Here is a 16,975-nt window from a genome sequence, read left to right as displayed (position 1 = left end):
CCTAGCTCGCGACGATATTGGGGTCGAAGGTGAAGATGACGTAGGTGCCCAGGCCCATGATCAGGATCATCGACACCACGAGAAGCGTGTTGAGCCAGAAGCGCGTCGAGTCCTTGCGCGAGTAGTCCGCGATCACGGTGCGCAGGCCGTTGCCGCCGTGCAGCTGGGCGAGCCAGAGCATGGTGAGGTCCCAGAACTGCCAGAACGGGCTGGACCAGCGACCCGCGACGAACGCGAAGTTGATGCGGTGCACGCCGCTGTCCACCATCAGCATGATGAACAGGTGGCCCAGGACCAGCACGATCAGCGCGAGTCCGGACAGGCGCATGAACAGCCACGCGTAGAGCTCGAAGTTGTTCTTCGCGGCGCGACGCGGCGAGCGCGGGTTCTCCAGGCTGGCGGGACGGTCGTAGGACGTGCCGAGAGTCTTGGCTTCAGTCATGTCAGTGCCCCGCAAACATGTTGTAGAAGATGCGACCGGCGCCGGGAATCATCACGACGAACCAGATGGCGATGATGATCCAGAGCATCGGGCGCTGGTACTGCGGACCCTTCGACCAGAAGTCCACGAGCATCACGCGGACGCCGTTGAGTGCGTGGTAGAGAACCATCGCGACCAGGGCGAGCTCCATGAGCCCGACGAGCGGGTTCTTGTAGGTCTCGATGACCCGGTCGTAGGTGTCCGGGTTGACTCGCACCAGTGCGGTGTCGAGAACGTGGACGAAGAGAAAGAAGAATGTCGCGACTCCGGTGATCCGGTGTAGAACCCAGGACCACATGCCGGGGTCGCCCCGGTATAGCGACCGTGTGCGCTCCTTCGCCGGAGCGGCTTCAGTCGTGCTACTCATCGAGTGCTGTGCCTCCAACGTCTTTGGTGGACGTGTCGCACCCCGTTTGGCTGTTTCATCTGGGACGACCCTGGAGTTTTCAGCCTTGGCGCGACGTGTACCTGAACCGACTTCCTGAACTGTAATCCCCGTCCAATCGGGGAACTAATTCGAGATGCGGTTCGTACGAAGGGGTGGCGGGCTTCTTAGGTTTGCCTGTCCAATGGCCAATGGGGCCGTTTCGGGGATCTTCTGCATCCATTCAGTGGGCGTGCCAGGATGGCACACCGTGGCCGAAATTGATTGGAAAACGTTGCGCGACAATGCTGATCGCGCTATGAGATCCGCCTACGCGCCCTACTCCGGGTTCCCGGTCGGTGCGGCGGCGCTGGTCGACGATGGACGAATTGTCGTCGGATGCAATGTGGAAAATGTCTCATACGGACTGGGCCTGTGCGCCGAATGTGGACTGGTCAGTAACTTGCACTCCTCGGGCGGCGGCGTCCTTGTCGCCTTCAGCTGCCGGGACGGCAGCGGGCAGGCGCTGATGCCGTGCGGGCGCTGCCGACAGCTCCTGCTCGAGCACGGCGGGGGCGACCTCCTGGTCGACGCTCCCGGCGGGCCCGTACCGCTCGCGGAGCTCCTGCCTGCGGCTTTCGGTCCGCAGGACCTGGACCGGGTGCGGCAGGAGCGGGGGGCGACGTCATGACCGACCCCGTCTCCATCATCACAGCCAAGCGGGACGGCGGTGAGCTCAGCGCGGCGCAGATCCACTGGGTCATCGACGCGTACACCAGTGGCGAGGTCGCGGACGAGCAGATGTCGGCGTTGGCCATGGCGATCGTCTTCCGCGGACTCACCAGGGCGGAAACCGCCGCATGGACGGACGCGATGGTCGCCTCGGGCGGACGGATGGACTTCTCGCGCCTGCGCAGGCCGACGGTGGACAAGCACTCGACCGGCGGTGTCGGCGACAAGATCACCCTGCCGCTGGCCCCGTTGGTCGCGGCCTGCGGCGCTGCGGTCCCGCAACTGTCCGGACGCGGCCTCGGCCACACGGGTGGCACCCTCGACAAGCTCGAGTCGATTCCTGGCTGGCGAGCGGACCTCGGGGCCGAGGAAATCCACTCGATCCTGGCCGACCCCGGGGTCGGCGCGGTGGTGTGCGCCGCAGGCTCCGGGCTGGCACCCGCGGACCGGAAGCTCTACGCGCTCCGCGATGTGACCGGCACCGTCGAGTCCATCCCGCTGATCGCCAGCTCGATCATGAGCAAGAAGATCGCGGAGGGGACCGGTGCGCTGGTGCTCGATGTCAAGGTCGGCTCCGGCGCCTTCATGAAGAACCTCGACGACGCGCGCGAATTGGCCTCCACGATGGTCGATCTCGGAGCGGACGCCGGGGTTCGCACGGTTGCCCTGCTCACCGCGATGGACAGCCCGCTCGGCAACACCGCGGGCAACGCCCTCGAGGTGGCGGAGTCGCTGGAGGTGCTCGCGGGCGGCGGACCAGCCGACGTCGTGGAACTGACGCTGACGCTCGCGCGGGAGATGCTCGCGGCGGCGGGCATCGACGGGATCGACCCGGAGCAGGCGCTGCGCGACGGGCGGGCGATGGATCGCTGGCGCTCGATGGTCCGCGCGCAGGGCGGGGACCCACGCGCCGCCCTGCCGACCGCCCGTCATCACGAGGTCGTGCGGGCGACCGAGTCCGGCGTGCTGACCCGGCTCGACGCCATGGCCGTCGGTGTCGCGGCCTGGCGGCTCGGCGCGGGCCGCGAGCGTCAGGGTCAGACCGTGCAGGCCGGGGCCGGAGTGCGCTGGCACGCCAAACCGGGCGAGACGATCGTCGCGGGCCAGCCGCTGTTCACGCTGTACAGCGACACGCCGCGCCTGTTCGAACCGGCACTGGCCGCTTTGGCGGGCGCATGGGACGTCGGCGACACGCCGCCGTCGACGCCGCTGGTCTTCGAGCGGATCGGCCTGAGCGGGTCTAGCGTCGGAGCATGAGCCCGACACCGCTCGATCTCCCACACATCAGGACCGCGCCCAAGGCACTGCTGCACGATCACCTGGACGGGGGACTGCGGCCGGCCACCGTGCTCGAGCTGGCCCAGCAGGTCGGCTACGACGCCCTGCCCGCCGACGACGCCGACTCGCTGGCCGAGTGGTTCGCCGAGGCCGCGGGCAGTGGTTCCTTGGTGCGCTATCTGGAGACCTTCGAGCACACGGTCGCGGTGATGCAGACCCAGGAGGGACTAGCCCGGGTGGCCAGGGAGTGCGCCGAGGACCTGGCCGCGGACTCGGTGGTCTACGCCGAGGTGAGGTTCGCCCCGGAGCAGCACCTGGAGGCGGGGCTGAGCCTCGACGAGGTGGTGCACCACACGCTGCTCGGGTTCGAGGAGGGCGTGGCCGCGGCACGCGAACTCGGACGCGAGCTCCGGATCGGCTGCCTGCTCACCGCCATGCGGCACGCCGCCAGGTCGCGGGAGATCGCGGAACTGGCCGTGCGGTTCCGGGACCTCGGGGTGGTCGGGTTCGACATCGCGGGCGCCGAGGCCGGGCACCCGCCGAGCAGGCATCTCGACGCATTCGAGTACATGCGGACGAGCAACGCGCACTTCACCATCCACGCCGGCGAGGCGTTCGGGCTGCCGTCCATCCACGAGGCCATCGCATTCTGTGGCGCGGATCGGCTCGGCCACGGGGTGCGGATCACCGACGACATCACCGTGGCCTCGGACGGCACCGCGAGCCTGGGCCGGCTCGCGAACTACGTGCGGGACAAGCGCATCCCGTTGGAGCTGTGCCCGAGTTCGAACGTGCAGACCGGTGCGGTGGAGAGCCTGGAGAAGCACCCCTTCGACCTGCTGGCGAGGGAGCGCTTCCGCGTCACCGTGAACACCGACAACCGGCTGATGAGCGCGACCAGTATGAGCGAGGAGATGCTGAAGCTGGTCACGACGTTCGGCTACGGCTGGAGCGACCTGGAGCGGTTCACGATCAACGCGATGAAGTCCGCCTTCATCCCGTTCCCCGATCGGCTGCGCCTGATCGACGAGGTGGTCAAGCCCGGCTATGCGGTGCTGATCGGCTAGCGCCGATCACTCGACGCGCAGGCGCGCTTCGAACTCGCGCTCGAGCGCCCGCCAGGCCTCCGACTCGGCGTCGAACGGCGGGTTCGGTGCCAGTCGGCTCGGGTCGGGGTTGAGCGTGTACGAGACGTACCAGCCGAGCGGGGTGGAGGCGGCGAGCGCCTGCTCGGTGGAGTCGTCGTCTGCGTAATCGGCTGCGTCGGTGAACAGTTCGACCGCAAGGTCGAGCTGTTCAGCGTCGACCGACTTGGGTCCCTGCGCGAGATCGTCCGCGAGGCCGGGCAGCACGTAGACGTTCTCGTCGGTGACCTCGATCTCGAGCGCGCCGTCGACCGCGGCGGTCTGCACGTCCGTGTAGGTGCTCACCTGTGCGAGGTCGTGGTCGTGGTTGTCGGCCAGGTAGCGGCCGAGCGCGCGCTCGGAGGTGAAGACCAGGATCCGGCCCGACCTGCCGAGGAAGATCGGCTCGTCGTCGAGGTAGCACCGCAGCGTGTAGTACACGGCGCCCGAGGTGATGATCTTGATCGGGTCGATGCCGACGGACGCCCAGAACGACTCGTCCTCCGCGGCAAGGGCGATCGGGTCGACGGTGTCGTCGTCGAGGTCGACCGTCATGAACTCGAGTTCGTCGTCCTCGTCGGACTCCTCCGCGGCGTCCTCCGCGTCGACGATGTTCTCTTCGGCGGCAAGGATTTCGGCCTCGGCGACGGCGACGGCTGCCTGGTCGACCTCGGGGGTCGCGACGATCGCGTCGACCGCGTCGAGCACGTCGTCCCAACCACCGGCGACCGCGGTGCCGATCTGGATCCACAGCTCCTCGCCCTCGCGACCGGCGAAGGCGTTCACCCCGCCGGACAGTGCCCCGAGGATGGGGTGGCCGCCGAAGAACTTGGTGACGGTCTCGAGCTCGCACACCTCGCCGATCGTGCGCACCATCTCGAGGGTCTCCTCGAGTTCGGCGATGGTGAGGGCGTCCGGGTCTCCCGCGGCGAGCTCGGGCACGCCCACCAGGTCGTAGACGTTCGTCTCGTCGGGTTCCAGCTCCGAGGCCCCCAAGGCCGACAATGTCGACCAGGACGGGTGCTCGACCAGGTCGTTGTCCGAGTTGGTGCGGGTGAACGCGGCAAGTTCGGCTACCGACTCGAAGGCGTACAGGTCCTCGTCGTGGCCGAGGAAGGCCTCCCACTCGTCGTCCCCCTCGCGCCACCGGGGAGCCCACAGCGTGACGAGGTCACCATCGGTGAGACCGAGCTGGATCGGGACGATGTCTCCTGCCATGGCTGGCAGCCTAGTCGGTGAACGAGGCCTGGAGCGACGCCAGTATCCGTTCCCGGCGGTCGGCCACCATCTGGGCGGCCCTTGCCGCGGTTGCGGTGATCATCGCCGCCAGCTCACGGGAGTCGACATGGGCGATCAACTCGGAGATCCACAGGCCGCTCATCCCGCCGTTCTCGTCGACCTGGACGCTGACCAGACCCGAGTCGTGGGTCACCCGGGCCCTGGCCCGGGTGAGGTCGTGCAGCGCGTCCTCGAGGTGATTGGCCCGGCGGGTGGCACGTTCGACCACGAGGTCCATCTCGTGCCCACTGTTCACGCTCACAGCTGCCGCATCCAGCTGGTGGGGGCGGCTTCTTCCTCGTCCTCCACGTCCGCGACGGCGGCCAACTCGTTCCTGGTCGGCAGGCCGAGCGCGTCGAGCACCTCGGCAGGCACGCCCTGCTCGGTCAGGTCGGCGCGCCTGCGGACCTTCGCCTCCGCCGCGGCGCGCGTGCAGACCTCGAGGATCGAGGCGGCCAGTTGCGTTCCGCCGTAACGGAGTTCACGCCGGTCGATGTGGATCGCCAGGGGCAGGCCCTGATCGGTTGCACGCACGGTGATCGTTCCCGGGCGGTTTCCCACCGTCGCCACCGCGACCTCGTCGGCGCTCATTCGGTCGGCCTGTAGAAGCCGTGGAAGCCCATGCCGATGTTCTCGGTGCGGACCGAGCTCACCTGTACCGGGTCACCTGCTTCGACCATCTGACCATTGCCGATCACCATCGCGACGTGGCCGTCCCAGACGGCGAGGTCACCGGGCTGCAGGTCGGACTGGCTCACCGGGATGCCAACGCTCTGTTCCTGGGCGAGCCGGGGGATCTCCACGCCTGCCTCGCCGTACGCCCACTGGGTGAGCCCGGAGCAGTCCAGGCCCTGTCCTGGTGTGGTGCCACCCCACTCGTAGGGCACGCCCTGCTGGCTGAGCGCGTTGCGGACCGCGTCCGCGGCCTCGCGGTTCGGCGCCATCGCGGTGCTGCCGTCGGGCAGGAAGATCTCGACGCCCTCGCTGCTGCCCAGCGGGTCCGAGCTGCTGCCGGTTCGTTGGCGGGTGGGGGACTTGCCGATCTCGGGGGGAGCGGTGCCCGAGCCCCGGCCGAGCGGGTTGCCGCCGCCGAGTCCGCGTCCGGTCTGGCCCATCGCGCCGCTGAAGCCGGAGTAGCCGTTGCCGGGCGCGGACGAGGCGGCGTTGCCGAAGCTGTTGCCGAAGCCGCTGAAGGCGTCGCCACGTTGCTGCAGCGAGGATGCGGGCGCGGTGCCCGCGCCCGCGGATGCGGTGGGGCGGATCGATGCCTGCGCGGCACCGGGATCGGCGGGGTCCGTCGACTGCTCGGGCACGGTCAGCGCCGTCATCTTCGCGGTGTGCGCGGTCAGTTCGGCGCGGACCCGGGCGACCACCGTCAGACCCCGGGAGAGGTGATCGATCGCGGCGGCGATGATCATGATCTGGCCGGGCGGGGTGGTGAGCGTTGGGCCCGCGGCGACGGCGACCGAGATGAACGACTGCAGGATGCCCTCGAGCTCGACCATCCCGGTGTTCACGTCGCGGGAGGCGGCCGTGAGGACACCGGCGATCTCGGTTCCCCTCTCGGAGAGCTGAACCTGCTGGGCCTGGGCCTGGTCCGCCTTGGCCACGGCGGCGTCGGACGCGACGCCGGTCCACACACCGCCCAGTTCGGCGATGCCGAGTTTGCCGATGGCGTACGCGGAGTCCAGCGCGATCGAGGCGATCTCCATGGCATCGGCCGGGCCGCCCGACGGCATCACGCCGGTGCCGAAGGTGTCCACGAGTTCGATGATGGGGCGGGCGAGGAGATCGATCCCGATCATGGTCAGGCCCCCAGTCCGTTGCCGGTGGCGCTGAGTCCGGTGGCCGCGCCGAGGTCCGCGGCGTCGTACGCCGCCGCCGAGGCGTGTGCGGCCTCGCTCATGCTGCCGAGCGTCCGCGCGAGGTCTGTCAGCGCGGCCGCGTGGCCGCCGTGCGCCGCCGCGAAGGCGGCGACGAAATCGCCGCCGATCAGCCCGAAGGCGGGGCCGAGCAGGACGGGGCCGGCCGCCGCCGTTCCGAGCGCGGCGGTCTCGACCTGCGCCGCCATCGACGAGGCCGTCGCGCCGTAGGCGCGGATGCCCTCGGTCACGGCCGAAAATTCAGTCATGTCGTTCCCCCGGGGTCAGAACTGTGCGTCACAAGGTTGGACGCCGCCGACGCCGCTTCGGTTCCATCGACACGAATTGCCCGCATATTCTCTTCGTCATGGACACCCATGTGGTCGATCACCCGCTCGCCGCCTCGCTGTTGACCACGATGCGCGACGCGGCGACCGACAACCCGAGCTTCCGGTCCGCGCTGCGCGAGCTGACCCAGATGCTCATCTACGAGGCCATCCGGGACGCCCAGATCGAGGTGTTCGAGGTGCAGACCCCTGTCGCGCGCGCCCGTGGGGTCCGGCTGGCAACGCCGCCGTTGCTGGTGCCGGTGCTGCGCGCCGGGCTCGGCATGGTCGAGCAGGCGAGTTCGCTGATCCCGCAGTCGCAGGTCGGCTTCGTGGGCATGGCCCGCGACGAGCAGACCCATCAGCCGGTCCCGTACCTCGAATCGTTGCCCGACGACCTGTCCGGGATCCCGGTGTACGTGCTCGACCCGATGCTCGCCACCGGCGGTTCGATGGTGCGCACCATCGAACTCCTCGTCGCCAGGGGAGCTGTCGACATCACCGCGGTGTGCGTGGTCGCGGCCCCGGAGGGCGTCGCCGCCCTGAAGGACTCGGGATTCCCGGTCCGGTTGGTCACCGCGAGCATCGACGAGGGACTCAACGACGACGCGTACATCGTCCCCGGCCTCGGCGACGCGGGGGATCGGCAGTTCGGCCCGCGCTGGATCTGAGCATCACAGTTCGCGCGCGTAGTCGCGTAGGTCCCGCAGTCGGGTCGCCGCCTCCGCCCGCGCCCGGTCCAGGTCGGATCGGTCCTCGACGTCCACCACGACCTCGAGGTAGCACTTGAGCTTGGGCTCGGTTCCGGAGGGCCGCACCACCATTCGGGTGCGTTCGCCGCGCAGCACGACCGCGTCGGTGCGCAGCGCGCCCCGCCGGGCCAGCAGGTCCTCGGCGGTGACATCGTCGCCGGCCAGGGACCGCGGCAGCGCGGCACGCAGTCGGGCCATCAGGTCCGCGAGCTCACCCTGGTGTCCGACCCGCCGCGACACCTGGTCGCCCGCGTGCACCCCGAACTCGACCGCGTAGTCGTCGAGGACGTCCAGTAGGGACCGGCCCCGCGCCTTGAGCCCGGCCGCCAGGTCGGCCATCAGCACCGCTGCGGAGATGCCGTCCTTGTCGCGGACCGCCTCCGGGTCGACGCAGTGCCCGAGCGCCTCCTCGTAGGCATAGACCAGGCCCGCGCCCGCCCGGACCAGCCACTTGAAGCCGGTGAGGGTCTCGGCGAACCGAGCGCCCCTGGCCGCCGCGACCTTCGCGAGCAGTTGCGAGGACACGATCGTGGTCGCCACGAGTGGTGTCTGGTCGCTCCGGAGGCTCCGCTCCTGCGAATCGGGCCAGGCGGTGGCCAGCACGTGGTCGCCGAGCAGGACGCCGGTCTCGTCGCCGCGCAGCATCCGCCACCCGTCGGGTCCAGGGACGCCGACCGCACACCGGTCCGCGTCCGGGTCGAGCGCGATCGCGAGGTCGGCGACGACGCTCTCGGCGAGCTCGAGCAGGGCGTCGGTGGCGCCGTCCTCCTCGGGATTGGGGAACCGGACGGTGGGAAAGTCGGGGTCCGGATCGAATTGGCTCGTCACGGTGTGCAGATCGGTGAAGCCCGCCGCGGTCAGCGCCGCGATCGCGGTGTCCCCGCCGACGCCGTGCAGCGGCGTCAGCGCGATGCGCAGGTCCCGGTTGCTCCCGCGTGGGAGCGCGGCCACCCGCGCCAGGTACTCGGTGAGCAGCGCCTCGTCGGTCGGCGTGGCCGGGGCCCTGGGGACCGCGTCGGCGGGACCGACCGCTGCGATGGCCTGCTCGATCTCCCGGTCGGCAGGCGCGATGAGCTGTGCCCCGCCCTCCGTGTACACCTTGTAGCCGTTGTCGGTTGCGGGATTGTGCGAGGCGGTGATCTGGACTCCCGCGGCGGCACGGAGCCTGCGGACGGCGAACGCCAGCACCGGCGTCGGCAACGGCCGGGGCAGCACCACCACATCGAACCCGGCGGCAGCGAGCACCTCCGCGGTCGCGTCGGCGAACTCCCGCGAACCGTGTCGCGCGTCCCGGCCGACCACCACTGTCGACCCGCCGAGGCAGCGGGCCTGCAACCACGACGCCAGCCCGGCGGTGGTCCGGACGACGGTGTCGACGTTCATCCCGCCCGGCCCCGGCCCGAGCGGCCCGCGCAGCCCGGCTGTGCCGAAGGTCAGCGGCGTCACGTTCTCGTCCGTCACAGCCGGGCGACCAGGTCGCGGAGCAGTTCGCCGATCCGGGCGGCCGACGCGGTGCCGGCCGCGAGGACCTCGGAGTGGTCGAGCGGTTCGCCGGTGATGCCTGCGGCCAGGTTGGTCACCAGCGACAGTCCGAGCACCCGCGCGCCGATCGCCCTGACCGCGATCGCCTCGTGCACGGTCGACATCCCGACCAGGTCGGCGCCGAGCACCCGCAGCATCCGGATCTCGGCAGGCGTCTCGTAGTGCGGTCCCGGCAGGCCCGCGTACACGCCCTCGGTCAGGGTCGGGTCGATCCGCCTGGCGAGCGCGCGCAGGTCGGGGGAGTACGCGTCCACCATGTTCACGAACTCGGCGCCCACCAGCGGGGACCTGGCCGTCAGGTTCAGATGGTCGGAGATCAGGACCGGGGTTCCGACGCTCATGCCCTCCCGGATCCCGCCCGCCGCGTTGGTCAGGATCACGGTTCCCGCGCCCGCGGCGCAGGCGGTCCGGACCGGGTGCACCACCCGGCTCAGGTCGTGGCCCTCGTAGGCGTGGGTGCGACCGAGCAGTAGCAGCACCCGGGTGTCGCCGACGCGTACCGAGCGCACCTGCCCGGCGTGCCCGGAGGCGGACGGTGCGGCGAAGCCGGGCAGGTCCGCCATCGGCACCGTGGCGGAGGGGGCGCCGAACGCGTCCGCAGCGGCCTGCCACCCGGAGCCGAGCACCACCGCCACGTCGTGGGCGGGCACACCGGTGCGTTCGGCGAGCTCACTCGCGGCCCGCGCCGCGGTGCCGAACGGGTCTGCGGCCAGATCGGAATCGTCCATGGCCGCTATTGTGCCCATATGCCATTTCTTGAGCGCGACGGCGACGTATTCATCCTGTACCTCGGTGACGAGGGTCAGACGGACAGCGAGAACCGCTTCCATCCGGACTGGATCACCGCGATCCACGCGAAGCTGGACGAGGTCGAGGCCCACGAGGGCCCCGCTGCCCTGGTCACCTACGCCACCGGCAAGTTCTACAGCAACGGTCTCGACACCGATTGGCTGTTCGGCAACCTCGACAAGTCGCACTGGTACCTGGATCAGGTGCACACCGTCTTCACCCGGCTGCTGACCTTCCCGATGGTCACGGTCGCCGCCGTGCAGGGCCACGCGTTCGGGGCGGGCGCCATGCTCGCCACCTCGCAGGACCTGCGGGTGATGCGCGCGGACCGGGGCTTCTACAGCCTGCCGGAGGCGGCACTGAACATGCCGTTCACCATCGGCATGAACGCGCTGATGACGACCGCCCTGCCGCGCCAGACCGCGGTCGAGGCGATGACGACCAGCCGTCGGTACGGCGGACCGGACGCGCTCGCGGCCGGGATCGTGAACCAGACGGCGGATGGCGACGGCGTGCTGGCTGCCGCGGTGGCGCGGGCGGCGGCGGCGACGGCGCTGCACGGGCCGAACCTCGCCGGTATCAAGTCCGGTATCCACCGGCCGGTCCTCGAGGCGTTCGCCGTGCCGACGGATCCGTCGAACCTCAGCTTCGGGTAGCCGTCGGGCCGGAGCGGCGGGTGACGCCCGACACGGATGAGATACTGGACCCGTGAACTCGGAAGTGGTCGGTACGGTCGCGGCAGCGGCGTCCGACCTCGTCGCGCTGTCGCATTCGATCCACGCGGAGCCGGAGCTCGCTTTCGAGGAGCATCGCAGCGCCGCGAAGGTCGCGGAACTGCTCGCACAGAGCGGTTTTGACGTCGAGTCGCCGGTGGCCGAGCTGCCGACGGCGTTCACCGCGAGCTACGGCAGCGGCGACCTGGTCATCGGGATCCTCGCGGAGTACGACGCGCTGCCGGAGATCGGACATGCCTGCGGGCACAACATCATCGCGGCATCCGCGGTCGGCGCGGGCCTCGCGCTCGCGCCGCTCGCGGACCGCCTCGGTATCACCGTCCGGGTGCTCGGTACCCCTGCCGAGGAGAGCGGCGGCGGCAAGGTGCTGATGCTCGAGCGCGGTGTCTTCGACGGCCTCGGCGCAGCGATGATGGTGCACCCCGGCCCGGAGGACATCGCGGGCGCCGCCTCGCTCGCGATGGCCGATCTGGCCGTCGTCTTCAGCGGCCGCGAGGCGCACGCCTCGGCCGCGCCGCAGCTCGGGCGCAATGCGGCCGACGCGGCCACCATCGCGCAGGTGAGCCTCGGACTGCTCCGTCAGCACCTGTCCGCCGGTCAGCAGATGCACGGGATCGTCAGCGAAGGCGGGATCGCGCCGAACATCGTGCCTGCCAGGACCGAGATGCACTACTACCTCAGGGCGCAGACCTCGGAATCGCTCACCGACCTGACGGACCGGGCGCTCGCCTGCTTCGAGGCCGGTGCGCTGGCGGCCGGGTGCACGCACGAGATTCGTACCGTCTCACCGAACTACACAGAGTTGCGGCCCGATCCGTGGCTGGTCCGGTCCTATCGTGAACTGATCGTGGAGATGGGGCGCAGTCCATTGGCCCCGGCATTGGAAGGATCGCGTCCCTTGGGCAGCACAGATATGGGCAACGTCACGCACGTGTTGCCGGGGATCCACCCCGTGATCGGGATCGAGTCGGGCGGTGCGGCCACCCATCAACCGGCGTTCGCCGCAGCGTGCGTGACCGAGTCCGCGGACCGTGCGGTCACCGACGGCGCGGTGGCGCTGGCGGGCACCGCGATCCGTGCGGCGACCGACCCCGAACAGCGCGCGCGTCTGCTCGAGGGCGCCCACCGACGAGGGGCGGGCAGTCGATGACCGAGTGGATCGACCGCTGGGTCGCCGACCACGCCGCGGACCTCTCGTCGTGGCGGCGGCACATACACGCGCACCCGGAGCTGGCCCGGCACGAGTACGCCACAACCGAGTTCGTCGCGACCCGCCTGATCGCGGCCGGGCTGGCACCCGAGATCCTGCCCGGCGGAACCGGTTTGACCTGTGACATCGGCCCGGACGGCCCGCGGGTCGCGCTTCGGGCCGACATGGACGCGCTACCGCTCCAGGAGGCAACAGGAGCGCCATACGCGTCCACGGTCACCGGCGTCTCCCACGCGTGCGGCCACGACGCACACACCACCATCCTGCTCGGCGCGGGCCTGGCGCTCGCCCAGGCGCCGGACCTGCCGGTCGGCGTGCGGCTCATCTTCCAGCCCGCCGAGGAGGTGATGCCAGGCGGTGCGCTGGATGCGGTGGCCGCCGGGGCGCTCAAGGATGTGTCGAGAATCTTTGCGCTGCACTGTGACCCACGGCTGGAGGCGGGCCGCGTCGGCGTCCGGCTCGGTGCGATCACCTCCGCGGCGGACACCGTCGAACTGATCCTCGATTCCCCCGGTGGGCACACGTCCCGGCCGCACCTGACCACCGACCTGGTGTACGCGCTCGGCACGGTCATCACCGGACTGCCGGGCATGCTGAGCAGGCGGATCGATCCACGCACCAGCACCGTGATGGTGTGGGGCGCGGTCACCGCGGGTCAGGCGCCGAACGCGATCCCTCAGTCCGGCAGGCTGGTCGGGACCGTCCGGACCGGCGACCACGACACCTGGGCGCTGCTCGAACCGATGGTCCACGAGATCGTGGACGGTCTGCTCGCGCCGACGGGCGTGCGCTACCAGCTCAACTACCGGCGCGGCGTGCCGCCGGTGGTGAACGACGAGGACTCCACCCGGATGTTCGAGAGCGCGATCGCCATGATCGGACCGGACGCGAAATCGGACACCCCGCAGTCGGGCGGCGGCGAGGACTTCTCGTGGTACCTCGAGGAGGTTCCCGGCGCCATGGCCCGCCTCGGGGTGTGGTCGGGAGTCGGGCCGCAGCTCGACATCCATCAGCCGACCTTCGACCTGGACGAGCGGGCGCTCGGGGTCGGGGTCCGGGTGCTGGCCAACCTGCCGCTGGCCGCGGCGGGCGTCCTCTAGCTGGGGTAGCCGGGGGTCCCAGGGCCAACGTTGCGGCTGTTGCGGGTCCGCAGGTCGCGGACGTACTCGGCGGGCGCTCCCGCGATCTCGGCGGCCTCGGCCATCACGCCGAGGTAGCGCGCGGAGGGCAGCCCGCCCTCGTAGGCGTCGAGGACATAGAGCCACGCCAGCACCGGTTCGCCGTCGGTGTCGACGCGGAGCCGGATCTTGCGGTGGATGCCGAGCTCGGAGCCCTCCCACCGGTCGAGGCTGACCTCGTCCTCGTCGGGGACGTCGTAGAGCACCACGAAGACGCTGGAGTCGGGGTCCTCGACGACGGTGGCCAGCGCGCCTTCCCAGCCGATGTCGCCGCCGCTGAAGGTCAATCGCCAACCGTGCAGCCAGCCCGTTCCCGCCATCGGCGAGTGCGGGCAGCGCTTGAGCATCTGCTCCGGATGCATGTTGGACCCGTAAGCGGCGTAGATCGGCACGGCGAAAGCCTAAACCGTGGCGGGGCGACTGCAGAACCGCACACAGCAAAACGGAACCCGTTCGCCGCAGGGAACCGGTGTCGACGTGCGTCGGAGTGGGCCGGTGCAATAGCGTGGAATGCACCGACAACTGCGTAACAGCTCCCGAACAACTGGAGGATGAATGACCCGGATCGTGATCATCGGCGGCGGACCGGCCGGGTATGAGGCGGCACTCGTCGCCGCCCAGCACGGTGCGACGGTTTCGCTGATCGATTGCGACGGGGTCGGCGGTGCGTGCGTGCTGTGGGACTGTGTGCCGTCGAAGACCTTCATCGCCTCGACCGGTGTGCGCACGGACATGCGCAGGGCCTCCGACCTGGGCATCAGCCTCGAGCCGTCCCAGGCCACCATCTCGCTGCCGCAGATCCACTCCCGGGTCAAGAGCCTCGCGCAGGCCCAGTCCTCGGACATCAGGGACCGGCTCCAGACCGTCGGCGTCGAGCTGCTCGTCGGTCACGGGGAGCTGATCGACCAGGAGCTGGGGATGGCGGCGCACCAGGTCAAGGCCACCCTGCACGGCGGAGGCGAGCGGGTGCTCGATGCCGACGTGGTGCTGATCGCCACCGGCGCGAGCCCCCGCATCCTGCCGACCGCCAAGCCGGACGGCGAGCGCATCCTGAACTGGCGTCAGCTCTACGATCTCGATTCGCTGCCCGAGCACCTGGTTGTGGTCGGTTCGGGCGTCACCGGCGCCGAGTTCGTCTCCGCCTACACCGAGATGGGCGTCAAGGTGACGATGGTCTCCAGTCGCGACCGGGTGCTGCCGCACGAGGACGCGGACGCGGCCCTCGTCCTCGAGGAAGCGCTGTCCGAACGCGGTGTGACCCTGGTCAAGCACGCCCGCGCCGACTCCGTCGAGCGCACCGAGGACGGCATCGCGGTGACGCTGGCCGACGGCCGGGTGGTGACCGGCAGCCACGCCCTGATGACGGTCGGTTCGATCCCCAACACCAACGGTCTCGGTCTCGAGCGGGTGGGCATCGAGCTCGACCAGGGCGGCTACCTGCGGGTGGACCGGGTCTCGCGGACGTCGGTGTCGGGGATCTACGCGGCGGGCGACTGCACCGGCCTGCTGCCGCTGGCCTCCGTCGCGGCGATGCAGGGCCGGATCGCGATGTACCACGCCCTCGGCGAGGGCGTGAGCCCCATCAAGCTCAAGACCGTCGCCTCCGCGGTGTTCACCCGCCCCGAGATCGCCACCGTCGGCGTCAGCCAGGCCGCGATCGACGACGGCGAGGTGCCCGCGCGCACCGTGATGCTGCCGCTGAACACCAACCCGCGGGCCAAGATGTCTGGCCTGCGCCGCGGCTTCGTGAAGATCTTCTGCCGCCCGGCCACCGGCGTGGTGATCGGCGGTGTGGTGGTCGCCCCGACCGCGTCGGAGCTGATCCTGCCGATCGCCATCGCGGTGCAGAACAACCTGTCGGTGAACGATCTGGCACAGACCTTCTCGGTGTACCCGTCGCTGACCGGGTCCATCACCGAGGCCGCCCGCCAGCTGATGCGCCACGACGACCTCGACTGACACTTTCGGTCCCACGATATGAAACGCAGGGTTCATATCGTGGGCCCGCCTGTGTGATAGTCGATGGTGCCGGCCGCGACCAGCGGCCCCCCGCTTCGGCGCCTCCCGCCCCGCAGACCCGGGACGACCAGGTGTTTTTGCCTCGTCCGTTCCCCGTCTGCCCCGGGAGGTCTCGTGTCCCCGTCCCCACACCCGTCATTCGCGCGCCGCATGGGCGGCCTGCGCAGCTCCGCGATCCGCGACCTGCTCACCATCACCGCCCGCCCCGAGATCGTCAGCCTCGCCGGTGGGTTGCCCGACCCCGAACTCATCCCGCGGACGCGGATCCGGGAGGCAAGCGAGGCGGTGCTCGCGCGTCCGGACGCGGTCCAGTACACCGAGACCGCTGGCTGGTTCGGCCTGCGCGAGGTGATCGCCGCGCGGGAATCCGCGGCCGGATCGCGCGCGGTGGACCCGCGTGAGGTGGTGGTGACCCACGGGTCCCAGCAGGCACTGAGCCTGCTCGCCCAGGTGCTGCTCGACCCCGGCGCCACGGTCGTCGTCGAGGAACCCGCCTACACCGGTGCCCTCCAGGTGTTCCGCCTGGCCGAGGCGAGGATCCTGACGGTGCCGCTCGACGCGGACGGGATGCGCACCGACCACCTGGAGGAGCTCCTCACCGCGGGCGAACGGCCCACGCTGGTGCACACGGTGAGCAACTTCCACAACCCCGGCAGTGCGACGATGTCCGTCGCCCGCAGGCGCCATCTCGCGGCGCTCGCCGAGGCGTACGGATTCTGGGTGATCGAGGACGACCCGTACGGCGAGATCTGGTTCGATGCCGCGCCGCCCGCCCCGGTCGCGGACCACTCGGACCTGGTCATCCGGCTCTCGAGCGCGTCGAAGATCCTGGCGCCCGCGCTGCGGGTCGGGTGGCTGCGAGGCCCCCGCGCCGTCTGCGAGGCCGTCGAGTTGGTCAAGCAGGGCGCGGACCTGTGCGGATCAACGCTGACCCAGCAGATCGCGGCGACCATGCTGGCGGACGGGCCGTGGCTGGCCGGGCATCTGGAGCGGATCCGCGGCGTCTACGGCGCCCGTGCCGGGGCCCTCGCCGCGGCGGTCGACGGCGCGTTCGGTGACGCCGTGTCCGCGACCGAGATCGGCGGCGGCATGTTCTGCTGGCTCGAGTTCCGCGACGGCACCGACACCGGGCTGCTCCTGGCGGCCGCACTCGACCACGGCGTCGCGTTCGTGCCCGGATCGGCCTTCGCCGTCGGCGGTGACCATCGGGGAACCGCGCGGTTGTGCTTCACCACCAACGACGAGGCCACCCTCGGCGAGGCGGTCGGCAGGCTGGCGGCCGCGCACCGAGGCCGCTGACCGCCCT

19 protein-coding genes are annotated in these 16,975 nt (G+C 70.4%); 9 read left to right on the top strand and 10 right to left on the bottom strand.

The window, feature by feature from the left end; genetic code table 11:
- Position 1: 1 nt before the first annotated feature.
- Entirely contained in the window at positions 2–442 is a 441-nt protein-coding gene (locus BR31_RS0106525) for a succinate dehydrogenase hydrophobic membrane anchor subunit (protein WP_027500269.1), read from the bottom strand.
- A 1-nt stretch (position 443) separates the two neighbouring features.
- A complete protein-coding gene (gene sdhC / locus BR31_RS0106520; protein ID WP_072753666.1) occupies positions 444–848 on the bottom strand; it encodes a succinate dehydrogenase, cytochrome b556 subunit in 405 nt (134 codons plus the stop codon).
- A 268-nt stretch (positions 849–1,116) separates the two neighbouring features.
- Between sdhC and BR31_RS0106515 the strand changes: the two genes are divergently transcribed.
- From BR31_RS0106515 to BR31_RS0106505, 3 genes are read left to right on the top strand one after another with little or no spacing between them, the layout of a single operon-like run.
- Positions 1,117–1,536, top strand: a complete 420-nt coding sequence (locus BR31_RS0106515) for a cytidine deaminase (protein ID WP_027500267.1) — start codon at positions 1,117–1,119, stop codon at positions 1,534–1,536.
- Positions 1,533–2,834 carry a thymidine phosphorylase gene (locus BR31_RS0106510; RefSeq protein ID WP_027500266.1) on the top strand — a complete coding sequence of 434 codons (1,302 nt, stop codon included), beginning with the start codon at positions 1,533–1,535 and terminating at the stop codon, positions 2,832–2,834. Before BR31_RS0106515 ends, BR31_RS0106510 begins: the two co-directional genes overlap by 4 nt.
- The gene (locus BR31_RS0106505) at positions 2,831–3,922 is read left to right on the top strand and encodes an adenosine deaminase (RefSeq protein WP_027500265.1); all 1,092 of its coding nucleotides are present in this window, start codon (positions 2,831–2,833) and stop codon (positions 3,920–3,922) included. Before BR31_RS0106510 ends, BR31_RS0106505 begins: the two co-directional genes overlap by 4 nt.
- A 6-nt stretch (positions 3,923–3,928) precedes the next feature.
- On the opposite strand, the gene BR31_RS0106500 is transcribed toward BR31_RS0106505, so the two are convergent.
- Genes BR31_RS0106500 through BR31_RS27610 form a run of 5 tightly spaced genes read right to left on the bottom strand, consistent with a single transcriptional unit; the run spans position 3,929 to position 7,388 of the window.
- Positions 3,929–5,197, bottom strand: coding sequence for a hypothetical protein (locus BR31_RS0106500; RefSeq protein WP_027500264.1), 1,269 nt, complete (start codon positions 5,195–5,197; stop codon positions 3,929–3,931).
- A gap of 10 nt (positions 5,198–5,207) precedes the next feature.
- Positions 5,208–5,519 (bottom strand): YbaB/EbfC family nucleoid-associated protein, encoded by a 312-nt coding sequence (locus BR31_RS0106495; protein WP_156042374.1) that lies wholly within the window; start codon positions 5,517–5,519, stop codon positions 5,208–5,210.
- A complete protein-coding gene (locus BR31_RS0106490) occupies positions 5,516–5,848 on the bottom strand; it encodes a hypothetical protein (RefSeq protein ID WP_027500262.1) in 333 nt (110 codons plus the stop codon). The genes BR31_RS0106495 and BR31_RS0106490 overlap by 4 nt, the downstream gene beginning before the upstream one ends.
- Positions 5,845–7,062 (bottom strand): C40 family peptidase, encoded by a 1,218-nt coding sequence (locus BR31_RS0106485; protein ID WP_027500261.1) that lies wholly within the window; start codon positions 7,060–7,062, stop codon positions 5,845–5,847. The genes BR31_RS0106490 and BR31_RS0106485 overlap by 4 nt, the downstream gene beginning before the upstream one ends.
- A 2-nt stretch (positions 7,063–7,064) precedes the next feature.
- The gene (locus BR31_RS27610) at positions 7,065–7,388 is read right to left on the bottom strand and encodes a type VII secretion target (protein WP_037175731.1); all 324 of its coding nucleotides are present in this window, start codon (positions 7,386–7,388) and stop codon (positions 7,065–7,067) included.
- 98 nt (positions 7,389–7,486) lie between these two features.
- Between BR31_RS27610 and upp the strand changes: the two genes are divergently transcribed.
- Positions 7,487–8,116 (top strand): uracil phosphoribosyltransferase, encoded by a 630-nt coding sequence (gene upp, locus BR31_RS0106475; protein ID WP_027500260.1) that lies wholly within the window; start codon positions 7,487–7,489, stop codon positions 8,114–8,116.
- 3 nt (positions 8,117–8,119) lie between these two features.
- On the opposite strand, the gene BR31_RS27605 is transcribed toward upp, so the two are convergent.
- Positions 8,120–9,658: a phospho-sugar mutase gene (locus tag BR31_RS27605; protein ID WP_051637015.1), complete on the bottom strand. Its 1,539-nt coding sequence runs from the start codon at positions 9,656–9,658 to the stop codon at positions 8,120–8,122.
- Positions 9,655–10,467, bottom strand: coding sequence for a purine-nucleoside phosphorylase (locus tag BR31_RS0106465; protein WP_027500259.1), 813 nt, complete (start codon positions 10,465–10,467; stop codon positions 9,655–9,657). Before BR31_RS0106465 ends, BR31_RS27605 begins: the two co-directional genes overlap by 4 nt.
- A gap of 18 nt (positions 10,468–10,485) precedes the next feature.
- Between BR31_RS0106465 and BR31_RS0106460 the strand changes: the two genes are divergently transcribed.
- From BR31_RS0106460 to BR31_RS0106450, 3 genes are read left to right on the top strand one after another with little or no spacing between them, the layout of a single operon-like run.
- Positions 10,486–11,184: an enoyl-CoA hydratase/isomerase family protein gene (locus tag BR31_RS0106460; protein WP_027500258.1), complete on the top strand. Its 699-nt coding sequence runs from the start codon at positions 10,486–10,488 to the stop codon at positions 11,182–11,184.
- A gap of 52 nt (positions 11,185–11,236) precedes the next feature.
- Entirely contained in the window at positions 11,237–12,412 is a 1,176-nt protein-coding gene (locus BR31_RS0106455) for a M20 family metallopeptidase (RefSeq protein ID WP_027500257.1), read from the top strand.
- The gene (locus BR31_RS0106450; RefSeq protein WP_027500256.1) at positions 12,409–13,572 is read left to right on the top strand and encodes a M20 family metallopeptidase; all 1,164 of its coding nucleotides are present in this window, start codon (positions 12,409–12,411) and stop codon (positions 13,570–13,572) included. The genes BR31_RS0106455 and BR31_RS0106450 overlap by 4 nt, the downstream gene beginning before the upstream one ends.
- Here BR31_RS0106450 and BR31_RS0106445 read toward each other — a convergent pair.
- Positions 13,569–14,042 carry a gamma-glutamylcyclotransferase family protein gene (locus BR31_RS0106445; RefSeq protein WP_027500255.1) on the bottom strand — a complete coding sequence of 158 codons (474 nt, stop codon included), beginning with the start codon at positions 14,040–14,042 and terminating at the stop codon, positions 13,569–13,571. The genes BR31_RS0106450 and BR31_RS0106445 overlap by 4 nt on opposite strands.
- 163 nt (positions 14,043–14,205) lie before the next feature.
- Here BR31_RS0106445 and BR31_RS0106440 point away from each other — a divergent pair, with 163 nt between their 5' ends.
- Together BR31_RS0106440 and BR31_RS0106435 are read left to right on the top strand one after the other, a co-directional pair.
- The gene (locus BR31_RS0106440; protein ID WP_027500254.1) at positions 14,206–15,609 is read left to right on the top strand and encodes an NAD(P)H-quinone dehydrogenase; all 1,404 of its coding nucleotides are present in this window, start codon (positions 14,206–14,208) and stop codon (positions 15,607–15,609) included.
- A 210-nt stretch (positions 15,610–15,819) separates the two neighbouring features.
- Positions 15,820–16,968, top strand: coding sequence for an aminotransferase-like domain-containing protein (locus BR31_RS0106435; RefSeq protein WP_027500253.1), 1,149 nt, complete (start codon positions 15,820–15,822; stop codon positions 16,966–16,968).
- The last annotated feature ends 7 nt before the right edge of the window (positions 16,969–16,975 follow it).

The organism is Rhodococcus sp. UNC363MFTsu5.1, assembly GCF_000686785.1.
Classification (GTDB): Bacteria; Actinomycetota; Actinomycetes; order Mycobacteriales; family Mycobacteriaceae; genus Rhodococcus_G; species Rhodococcus_G maanshanensis.
The sequence above is the reverse complement of the archived record's forward strand: the minus strand, read 5'-3'. Positions and strand labels throughout refer to the sequence as shown.

Bases quoted from the DNA above. Each gene is read 5' to 3' on its own strand.
- BR31_RS0106435 (WP_027500253.1), top strand. From the start codon at position 15,820: ATGGGCGGCCTGCGCAGCTCCGCGATCCGCGACCTGCTCACCATCACC.
- BR31_RS0106525 (WP_027500269.1), bottom strand. From the start codon at position 442: ATGACTGAAGCCAAGACTCTCGGCACGTCCTACGACCGTCCCGCCAGC.
- BR31_RS0106505 (WP_027500265.1), top strand. From the start codon at position 2,831: ATGAGCCCGACACCGCTCGATCTCCCACACATCAGGACCGCGCCCAAG.
- BR31_RS0106485 (WP_027500261.1), bottom strand. From the start codon at position 7,062: ATGATCGGGATCGATCTCCTCGCCCGCCCCATCATCGAACTCGTGGAC.
- sdhC (WP_072753666.1), bottom strand. From the start codon at position 848: ATGAGTAGCACGACTGAAGCCGCTCCGGCGAAGGAGCGCACACGGTCG.
- BR31_RS27610 (WP_037175731.1), bottom strand. From the start codon at position 7,388: ATGACTGAATTTTCGGCCGTGACCGAGGGCATCCGCGCCTACGGCGCG.
- BR31_RS0106490 (WP_027500262.1), bottom strand. From the start codon at position 5,848: ATGAGCGCCGACGAGGTCGCGGTGGCGACGGTGGGAAACCGCCCGGGA.
- BR31_RS0106440 (WP_027500254.1), top strand. From the start codon at position 14,206: ATGACCCGGATCGTGATCATCGGCGGCGGACCGGCCGGGTATGAGGCG.
- BR31_RS0106510 (WP_027500266.1), top strand. From the start codon at position 1,533: ATGACCGACCCCGTCTCCATCATCACAGCCAAGCGGGACGGCGGTGAG.
- BR31_RS0106460 (WP_027500258.1), top strand. From the start codon at position 10,486: ATGCCATTTCTTGAGCGCGACGGCGACGTATTCATCCTGTACCTCGGT.
- BR31_RS0106465 (WP_027500259.1), bottom strand. From the start codon at position 10,467: ATGGACGATTCCGATCTGGCCGCAGACCCGTTCGGCACCGCGGCGCGG.
- upp (WP_027500260.1), top strand. From the start codon at position 7,487: ATGGACACCCATGTGGTCGATCACCCGCTCGCCGCCTCGCTGTTGACC.
- BR31_RS0106450 (WP_027500256.1), top strand. From the start codon at position 12,409: ATGACCGAGTGGATCGACCGCTGGGTCGCCGACCACGCCGCGGACCTC.
- BR31_RS0106500 (WP_027500264.1), bottom strand. From the start codon at position 5,197: ATGGCAGGAGACATCGTCCCGATCCAGCTCGGTCTCACCGATGGTGAC.